At 39.7% G+C, this 9,825-nt stretch carries 8 protein-coding genes; 5 read left to right on the top strand and 3 right to left on the bottom strand.

Going from position 1 to position 9,825, the window contains the following annotated elements; all coding sequences use genetic code 11:
* The first annotated feature begins 127 nt into the window (after positions 1-127).
* On the top strand, positions 128-970 hold the full coding sequence (locus L1D46_RS18230; protein ID WP_058586211.1) for an HDOD domain-containing protein: 843 nt from the start codon (positions 128-130) through the stop codon (positions 968-970).
* A gap of 63 nt (positions 971-1,033) precedes the next feature.
* Here the strand turns inward: L1D46_RS18230 and rdgC are convergent, their stop codons facing one another.
* The gene (gene rdgC, locus L1D46_RS18225) at positions 1,034-1,942 is read right to left on the bottom strand and encodes a recombination-associated protein RdgC (protein WP_239978000.1); all 909 of its coding nucleotides are present in this window, start codon (positions 1,940-1,942) and stop codon (positions 1,034-1,036) included.
* Positions 1,943-2,032: 90 nt separating this feature from the next.
* Positions 2,033-3,796 carry a HAMP domain-containing sensor histidine kinase gene (locus L1D46_RS18220; protein ID WP_130049563.1) on the bottom strand — a complete coding sequence of 588 codons (1,764 nt, stop codon included), beginning with the start codon at positions 3,794-3,796 and terminating at the stop codon, positions 2,033-2,035.
* A gap of 246 nt (positions 3,797-4,042) precedes the next feature.
* On the opposite strand from L1D46_RS18220, the gene L1D46_RS18215 reads away from it, so the two are divergent.
* The 4 genes from L1D46_RS18215 to thrC all read left to right on the top strand — a co-directional run bounded on the left by L1D46_RS18215 (position 4,043) and on the right by thrC (position 9,300).
* Positions 4,043-4,417, top strand: coding sequence for a response regulator (locus L1D46_RS18215; RefSeq protein WP_130049562.1), 375 nt, complete (start codon positions 4,043-4,045; stop codon positions 4,415-4,417).
* A gap of 227 nt (positions 4,418-4,644) precedes the next feature.
* Entirely contained in the window at positions 4,645-7,062 is a 2,418-nt protein-coding gene (gene thrA, locus L1D46_RS18210) for a bifunctional aspartate kinase/homoserine dehydrogenase I (RefSeq protein WP_239977999.1), read from the top strand.
* A gap of 9 nt (positions 7,063-7,071) precedes the next feature.
* Positions 7,072-7,998, top strand: coding sequence for a homoserine kinase (thrB, locus tag L1D46_RS18205; protein WP_239977998.1), 927 nt, complete (start codon positions 7,072-7,074; stop codon positions 7,996-7,998).
* 18 nt (positions 7,999-8,016) lie between these two features.
* Positions 8,017-9,300 carry a threonine synthase gene (gene thrC, locus L1D46_RS18200; RefSeq protein WP_239977997.1) on the top strand — a complete coding sequence of 428 codons (1,284 nt, stop codon included), beginning with the start codon at positions 8,017-8,019 and terminating at the stop codon, positions 9,298-9,300.
* 32 nt (positions 9,301-9,332) lie between these two features.
* On the opposite strand, the gene L1D46_RS18195 is transcribed toward thrC, so the two are convergent.
* A complete protein-coding gene (locus L1D46_RS18195; protein WP_130049558.1) occupies positions 9,333-9,701 on the bottom strand; it encodes a hypothetical protein in 369 nt (122 codons plus the stop codon).
* Positions 9,702-9,825 lie beyond the last annotated feature (124 nt).

Below are 9,825 nucleotides of genomic sequence, written 5' to 3'. Positions count from 1 at the left end.
GATAATTTCTGTGAATTTCTTAACTTTAGCGCTAAGTTAGACAATACTAAAACTATAACTAATCTAATAATGTCAGTCATTAGTCTGTCTTTGTTTGGGCGGGCTAATCCAAGAGGATGGCACACATATGTCAACAGAAAATGCATTACTGACCATATTGGTCGACAGAATAAATAACGACACTTTAGTGTTACCTACCTTACCGGAAGTTGCAGTAAAGGTTAGGCAAGCCGCGGATAATCCCGAGGTAAACTTGATGGATATGGCAGATGTCATTTCTCATGATCCAGCATTATCAGCACGAATGATCAAAGTTGCGAATAGTGCATTTATGGGGCGCTCAGTTAAAGTCACAAATCTACACCAAGCGGTAACACGAATTGGTCTACGTCAAATCAAAAACATTGCTACCGCAATGGCAATGGAACAGCTGTTTGTATCGCACAATGAGCTGATCAAAGGCTATATGGACAAGGCATGGCAAAAAACGCTTAAAGTAGCGTGCCACTCAATTACCTTAATGGACTTCTTTTTACGCAGAAACAAGCAAACCTCGCTTAATCGCGACACAATCACCTTAGCGGCATTAGTTTATAACATTGGTGTACTGCCAATTTTAACTGAAGCCGAAAAGCACCCAGAGGTGTTCGCAAACCCAAGTTTCCTTGCACATGCTATCCAAAAATTAGGTGGTAAAGTAGGTGGTGCAATTATGCGTGCTTGGGGCTTTACTGATGAGTTTGTAGAAGTTGCTGAAAGTTGGGCAAATCCAAACTATCGTCCAGAACATATCTGCTATGTTGATTTCATTCGTATTGGGGCAATTTTAGAAGGGATTTTACAGGTTTCTGATAAGTCTGCAGCATTACAAACCTACATGGATAAAGGCGTGATTGAATCACTTGATATGTTCAGTGAAGATGAATATCACGATATGCTTAACGAAGTAAAAGCGATTTTTACTGACTAATTTAAACAAAAAGCGCGACTTAGTTAGTCGCGCTTTTAGTGTTAATTAACCTAAGAGTTAATTTTATAAATCTTCCTTGTCGCCTAAGCCTTGAGTCAGCTCTTCTAGCATTTGCTTAATTTCTTCTGACGCTAAGATAAAGTCAGCATCAAGTTTTACTGCCATATCTTCTTTTGGAATGTCAGCGTTTTCTTCTTTTAGTGTTTCTGAGTAGCTTAAACGTTTAATCGAGCCATCGTTTTGCAGCATGAATTTGACGCGCTCTTGCCAATCAAGAGCAAGCTTAGTTACACGCTTACCATTTTCTAAATGAGACTTAACTTCGTCACATGATAAATCATGGCCTTTTAATTTAACCTGAGCGCCACTGTCACCTGCTTCTTCAAGTTCTGCATCGTTACCGATTGAAAAGCCTTCAGGCGTACTGAAATTAGTTAACCAATCAGTTAAAAATACATCTAAATCATAATTAGCAAATGCAGGTACGACAGGAAGTGTGCCAAGTGATTTGCGAAGTAGGGCTAAAAGCTCTTCTGCTTTATTAAAGCTTGCGCTGTTAACAACAACCCAGCCATTCTTTTGGTCGATAAACGCAAACTGTAGGCTCGATTTTTTGAATGCTTGAGGTAGTAACGTGTGTAGAATATTTTCTTTTAGTTCGTCTTTTTCTTTTTTCTTAACTGGGCGGTTTTCTTCCGCTTCTATTTGCTCAACTTTTTCTGCAACCATTTCATTGATAACGGCAGCTGGCAGCACTTTTTCTTCACGCTTTGCGCATACTAAAATGCTGTCTTGAGAGAAGTGAGACAGGGTTTGCCCATGCTTACCAAACGCTTTTGTCCAACCAAAAGTTGAAAGCTCTTGGCCGGTACATGAACGAAACAGGTCTTGCTCTAGGGCTTTGTCGAAGTCTTCTTGAGAGTATGAAACGTCTTGTTTAAAACGGTAACAGATAAGGTTACTAAACCACATAATTAGGCTAATCCTTTCAATAAATTTGCCCAATCATAGCAATAAAAAACTGATGCCGAAATGAATCATTTCGGCATCAGCTCTATTTGCTTATGAGTTAAACATTGAAAGAGGTTTTGGCATGTTTTTCGGAAAACTAATATGGTAGTGCAAGCCTTTACCGACTTCGCTTGATACCTCAATATCGCCACTTAGGGTTTGTTTAACGAGGTTAAAGGTAATATGTGTGCCCAAACCACTGCCGCCTTGGTCGCGTTTAGTAGTAAAGAATGGGTCGAAGAGCTTTTCTAATTGCTCTTTTGATACGCCATTACCATTGTCTTTAAAGTCGATGACAACTTCGTCATCTTCTTCTTTGATAACAATATCAATAACACCACTTTCAATACCTTCAAAACCATGAATGAGTGAGTTCATAATCAAGTTTGTGAAAATTTGGCTGATAGCACCCGCAGGTAGGTTAAGCGTTAAATCATCAGGGCAATCTAAATTAATGTGATGCGATGTTTTTTTGAGTTTTGGATGTAAAGAGCGGATCACTTCACCTAAATACTCTTTAAAATTAATTGTTCGTACCGCTTCACTGGCTTGGTCTACTGCAATTTGCTTGAAGCTTGCAACCAGCTCAGAAGCACGGTCTAAGTTACTGGTGAGTAAGCTGGTGCTTTGTTTAGCATCATTAATAAATTCTTCCAGTGCTTTTGGCGACAGAGTCTTATCTTTGTAAGCTGCTTCAATTTGGTCTAAGCGCTCTTGTAAAAAGGAAGTTGCAGTAACACCAATCCCAATAGGTGTATTAACATCATGAGTAATACCTGCAACTAAGCCGCCTAATGCAGCCATTTTTTCTGAGCCTACTAAGCGCTCTTGTGCCATATTAAGTTCATCAAGGTAGCGTTGTAACTCAGTTTGCTTAGTTATTAGCTCTTGTTCAGTTTGCTTACGTAAATCGATTTCTTCAGTAAGTGTTAGCTTTTGTTTTTCAAGCTCGTATTTTTGTTGCTGCAAGTCCATCATAGCTTGGCTTAGGTTTGATGTTTTGCGTGCGACTTCTTGTTCTAACTGCAAGTTATGTTGGTCGAGCTTTTCATTACTTATCAAAAGTTCTTTTTGGGTATGTTCGAGCTCTTCACGGTAAAGTACCACTTTATCAATTAAGCGGTTGAAAGATTCTTCCATTACTTTTAATTCGTTATGCTCAACGGTTTTGATCTCGATATGGCGACCTTCTAAGTCGTTTAGTTCTAGATCTTCAATTTGTTCTGTGAACTGTGCCAATGGCTCGGTTAAGCGCTTTCTAAATGCGAGTAAGAAAAGAATGATCAAAAAGGTGGTTTTGATCATCGCATTTCCGATTAAAAAATAGATAGAAATCATGATGCGGCTAAATACCACTTCACGGCTTGAGAATAGGGTTACGTCGCCTACTTGGGTTGTTTTACCCGAGAATTCAAAAATAAGTGGGAATGTATAACCAAATAAACCCGACGGCGTATCTTCGATAATTGCTTCTTCTTGAACTAACTGTTGACTGTAAAGCTCATGAATATCTAACGAACGCCCTAATTGTGAGAGTACCTCACCACTATCATCACGCACAATAATGCCTTCGATCATAGGGATTGCCAGTAGGCCCTCAGCCGTCGTGATGGTTTGTTTATCGTTCAGTTCCCAAATTGCACGGGTTAAACTACGGCTAAATGTTTTTTGTAAAGTAGTTAACTCGTCGCGAATGTAATCTTTTGTATTAACGTACTCAGCAATAACCTGTCCACACGTCACCACGAAGGTTAGTAAAAAGTAGACAGAGAGCACATTTGTTAATAATTCTTTTGACAGGCTTTTTTGTAGCATGGAATATCCATAGCTCCTTGGTGACAATTGTAATACATTCAGCTAGTTCTAAAGTTAGCTAATAAATGGTTAAAAAGAAATAAATATATCCTTTTTTACTGGAACATTTATAAATTGTTAGTATTTTTTGAAAAAGCTTAGCCTTACTGCGCTTTAAAAATTGTGTTATAAATTTATTTCACCTTTAACTTTTTTAACATTAGCCTTTTTTAATGTTGTATTTGCTACAGCAAAGATTTTTATTTCATGAATAATCCTAATTTTTCAGTACTGGTCTGTGATGACTCAAATATTGCCCGTAAGCAGGTAGTGCGCTGTTTAGGGGATTGCTTGAATGCAGATATTCAACAAGCAACCAATGGGCGTGAAGCACTTGCGTTACTGCGCGAACATAATTTTGATCTACTCTGTTTAGATTTAACCATGCCTGAACTGGATGGAGTCGCAGTGCTTGAATCTATTAAAGCAGAGAAAATAGAATGCTTTGTAATAGTTATTTCGGCTGATATTCAGACTGAAATGAAGCAAAGAGTAGTAAAGTTGGGCGCCATTGATTTCATTGATAAACCAATAGATCTTGTTCGTCTAAAAGCAACTTTGCATAAATTTGGTATTCATTAATCTTTTAAATAACACAAACGCATAATTTATCTTTTCTTTAAGGGTTGACAGCCTGACTACATTTAAGGCAGTCTAGAGTCTATGAAAACATTTAATCACGCAACGACCATTATTATTACAACCATCATCCTTACTGGATAGTGGCATAGGTCGGTGCAACAAATTTATAGGCCTGTGTTCACTAGAACACAGGCCTTTTTCGTTTATGGAATGAGGAAACATAAATAATGCGAGTATTAAAATTTGGTGGGTCGTCCTTGGCCGACTACGCATGTTTGCAACAGGTAGCTCAGTTAGTCAAAGAAGAATTACGCGATGAAATGCTGTTAGTGCTATCAGCTCCAGGTGGTATGACTGATTCATTAGTCGCGTTAGCAAGTACTGCAGAACATGGGCAGGACTTTAGTGAGCTATGGCAAGCATTGGTTGCGCGCTGTGAACAACTAAAAGCTGCTGTTGAAGCTGATTTTGGTCAGGTAGCAAGTTGGCCTAACTTGAATGAACTGAAGAATAAACTTGATGGTGTTGCACTTTTAAAGTGCTGCCCAGACCAAGTACGTGCCTATACTATTAGCTTTGGTGAGCGCGTAAGTGTTGCTTTGATGGAGTGCATGCTTAAACAAAGCAATGCTCGCTATCTAGAAGCGACTGATTGTATTGCCTCTGTGGGCGGCTACATTGATGCTGAAGCTGACTTGGCTGCAAGTAAGTTGCGTTTTCAAGAAGCACTAAAAGCTGCACCGAGCACTATTTATATCATGCCGGGCTTTACTGCTGCTAACGAACAAGGTGAGCTAACAACACTTGGTCGAAATGGCTCAGACTACTCAGCGGCAATTGCTGCAGCATGTTTAGAAGCCGATGTATGTCAGATCTGGACTGATGTTGATGGCGTTTATAATGCTGATCCGCGTTATATCAAAAAAGCGTCTAAGGTTGATTCACTATCATATAAAGAAGCGATGGAGCTTTCTTATTTTGGGGCGAAGGTATTGCACCCGAAAACGATTTTACCTTGTGCCAAAGCGGGTGTGCCGTGTGAGATCAAAAATACACATAATCCACGTGCTGAAGGCTCAGTGATCAGTAACGACAGTGTATCTAACGAGCCTGTTAAAGCGCTATCAAGTCTACAAAACCTTGCTATGTTAACTGTTTCAGGCCCAGGTATGAAAGGTAAAGTGGGCATGGCATCAAAAGTATTTAATGCACTTGCTCATGACAATGTTTCAATTGTTTTAATCACTCAATCTTCATGTGAATTTAGCATCAGTTTTTGTGTTCATGAAAGCGACCTATCGCTTGCCCTTGAAGCACTTCAGACTGCTTTCGAATTAGAATCACAAGCTGGCCTAATCGAACCAGTTCAAGTGCAGCGTAACCTTGCTATTGTCACTTTAGTAGGCGATAACATGCGTGCTCACAAAGGGTTAGCGGCTAAGTTCTTTGCTTCGTTAGCACAAGCGCAGGTTAACATTGTTGCAATTGCACAAGATTCCACTGAAAGTGCAATTTCAGCGGTCATCGACGGTGAGTTTTGCAACGACGCTGTAAAAGTTTGCCATGAAAATTTCTTTACCCACATTCCTTCAATTGATGTTTTTTTACTTGGTTGTGGTTTGGTTGGTCAAGAGCTTATTCAGCAGTTACAACGCCAACAAGCGTGGCTTGAAAAGCGTAACATTAAGCTGAACTTATACGGTGTTGCTAACTCAAGACAGCTTTACCTTGATAGCGAAGGTATTGCTTTTAATGGCTGGCAAGACAAACTAGCCGAGTCAGAGCAAGCATTTGATTTAAGTTTGGTGGAGCAATTTGTAAAACAAAACCACTTAATCAACCCTGTGATAGTTGACTGTAGTTCGGCCGATAAGCTTGCTGCGCAATATGTGGATTTCTTGAATGCCGGTTTTCATGTTGTTGCTGCTAACAAAAAAGCCAATACTAGCTCATATGCTTACTACCAAGATTTAGTTGCAGCAACACAAAAGAATAATCGTAAATTTTTATACGAAACAAACGTAGGTGCAGGTTTACCGGTACTTGATAATCTTAAATCGCTATTTGGTGCGGGCGATGAACTCATTAAATTCAGCGGTATCTTATCGGGTTCATTATCGTATATGTTTGGTGCACTACAAGATGGTTTATCACTTAGTGAAGCAACATTAAAAGCAAAAGAAAGTGGATTTACAGAGCCTGATCCGCGTGATGATTTATCTGGAACTGATGTTGCTCGAAAACTACTGATCATTGCCCGTGAATCTGGTCTTGAATTAGAACTAAGCGATATCGAAGTTGAATCTGTTTTACCTTTAGGGTTTGCAGAAGATGATTCTGTAGCAGATTTCATGGCAAAACTACCATCACTTGATGCGCAGTTTAACGACCGCATTCAAAGTGCTGCAAGTGAAGGTAAAGTACTTCGTTATGTGGGCACTATTGAAAACGGTCAATGTAAAGTAGGCATTGAAGCCGTAGATAGTAGCCATGCTCTTTACGATATCCGTGACGGTGAAAATGCATTGGCAATCTTAAGTCAATATTATCAACCTCGTCCGTTTGTGATTCGTGGTTATGGCGCTGGTGCTGAAGTAACGGCTGCAGGCGTATTTGCTGATATCTTAAAAACGTTAACACGTTAGGAGCTGGTCATGATCCGTGTATATGCACCCGCTTCAATCGGGAATTTTGCTGTCGGCTTTGATGCACTCGGTGCCGCACTGGCACCTATCGATGGCAGCTTATTAGGTGATGTTGTAGAGGTTAGTGCCGCAGAGCAAGATACTTTTGTATGCTCTGGCGACTATGCCAGTAAATTGCCTGCAAATGCTGAAGAAAACTTAGCTTATCAATGTTTAATTCACTTTAAAGAGCACGTTGCGCCGACTATGTCAGCGGTAAAGCTTGAGCTTAAAAAGAATCTACCGATTGGCTCTGGTTTAGGTTCAAGTGCTTGTTCTGTAGTGGCTGCGTTCGCGGCCCTCGATAAGTTCGCCGAAACGAATTTATCCCAAGAGCAACTTATCGAGTTGATGGCTGACTTTGAAGCCATTGTTAGTGGCGGCCGTCATTACGATAACATCACGCCGTGTTATTTAGGTGGTTTGCAATTAACGGGTGAACTCATTCCGAACAAGTCAATTTCGTTACCTGTTGATAATCAATGGTATTATGTAGCGGCTTTCCCTGGTTTTTCACTGAATACCGCAAAAGCGCGTTCGGTCTTGCCAACGCAATTATCAATGCACGACAGTGTTGAATTTGCACAGCGGCTTTCTGCGTTTAGTAGCTTATTGCTCACTGGCCGTTTTGATGCTGCACTATCAATTATGTCTGATGAAATAGCCGAACCGTATCGTGCACCGCTTATTCAAGGCTTTGTCGAAGCGAAAAGTGCTTTACCAGAGCTTGGCGCTGAAATTGTCAGTATTTCAGGTGCTGGGCCAACATTATTTACCGTGTGTAAGAGTCTTGAAGCTGCACAAAAGTGTGCAGCGTGGCTGAATGATAATTACATTAATGAGCAGGGCTTCTGCCATATCTGCCAACTTGATCAACTTGGCACGCGACAGCTTTAAAGAATTTAAGGAATAAACATGCAATTACATAATTTAAAAGATGAAACACAACAGGTGTCGTTTGTGGAAGCGGTAAAAACGGGTTTAGGCCGTAATCAAGGTGTGTTCTTCCCTGATAGCCTATCGCCAATACAAGACATTGATACTTTATTAGATTTGGACTTTGTTAGTCGGAGTAGTAAGATTTTATCGCACTTAATTGGTGATGAATTACCTGCTGATACCGTCGCACAGATTGTGCAAAACGCTTTTAACTTCGATGTGAAGTTGGTAGAAGTTGAAAAAGACATTTATTGTTTGGAGTTATTTCATGGCCCAACGCTTGCTTTTAAGGACTTTGGCGGTCGTTTTATGGCTGAGTGTCTTGCCCAATTTAACCAAGGCGAAAAAGTCACTATTTTAACGGCCACATCGGGCGATACTGGCGCAGCCGTTGCTCATGCATTTTATAACAAGCCAAATATCGATGTCGTGATCTTATACCCAAAAGGTAAAATATCATTAGCGCAGCAAAAACTATTCACTACTTTAGGTAATAACATTCACTGCTACGCCGTTGATGGTAGCTTTGATGACTGCCAAAGTATGGTAAAACAAGCTTTCTTAGACGATGAAATTAAACAAAAGCTAGGTTTAAACTCAGCGAATTCAATCAACATCAGTCGTTTAGTTGCGCAAGTATGCTATTACTTTGAAGCAATTGCGCAATTACCAAAAGAGCAGCGTAGTAAAGCGCATATCTCAGTACCTAGTGGTAACTTTGGTAATGTATGTGCGGCGATGATTGGTGCTGTACTTGGAATGCCTGTTGCTAAATTAAGTGCCACAACTAATCAAAACGACACTGTGCCACGCTTCTTGCGAAATAAAGAGTGGGCGCCAAATGACACACTTGAGTCTTTATCGAACGCAATGGATGTGAGTAAACCGAATAACTGGCCACGCGTTCAATTTATGCTAGATAACGAATGGTTTAGCTATGATGACTTTTATTCAAGCTGTGTTGGTGAAGAAGAAACAAAAGAGGTGATGAAAAAAATTCATCAGACTGGTTATATCGCAGAACCTCATACTGCAATTGCTTATCAAGGCTTGAAAGAAAATCTAGCCGACGGTAGTGCAGGTATATTTTTAGCGACCGCACACCCTGCTAAATTCAAAGACAGTGTAGAGCAAATTTTAGACATTGAACTGCCAATGCCAAAACCGCTTGCTGATGCATTGGCAAAGCAGTGTTTGGCTGAAGATATTAAGTTTGATTATCAATTGCTTCGAACAGAGTTGCTAAATAAATTAGCTTAATACTAAAAAAAGAGCGGCGAAGCCGCTCTTTTTCAATGAAGTAATGAATGACTATGACGGTTTAAAACTCGCATGCATAAAATGACCACCGCAGCAATACATAGCAAAATACTGATCACTGAGACTAATTCATTTTGTGTCCATTGCATCAAAGTGAAAGCCGAAATAAAAATAATAAATGGTTTAAATTCATAGTAGTAGTTGGACTTTTTTTGTTTAACTCGCTGGCTTATATGATCTGTTCTTCTAGCTTCTGAGCGCATTCGCCAAATGTTAGCGCCTAATAAAAATAAAGTTACACCAATTAATGTTGGTACATAATTATTTGCTAATGTGATGCAGCTCATGCCGAGAAAGAAGTATCCGTAGGGGACTAATTCATATATAGGTTTAGCTAACATGTACTTATACCATCCTTGATATTGACTAGGAATATAAGCTTAGTTCGCTTCTATTGAAACGCAATAAAGCGTTGATAATTTTATCTAGAGTGACATTTTAAAAATATATGTAATATTTTAAATC

This window comes from Pseudoalteromonas sp. Isolate3, from assembly GCF_022398505.1.
GTDB lineage: Bacteria > Pseudomonadota > Gammaproteobacteria > Enterobacterales > Alteromonadaceae > Pseudoalteromonas > Pseudoalteromonas apostichopi.
This window is presented reverse-complemented; position numbering and strand designations above follow the sequence as displayed.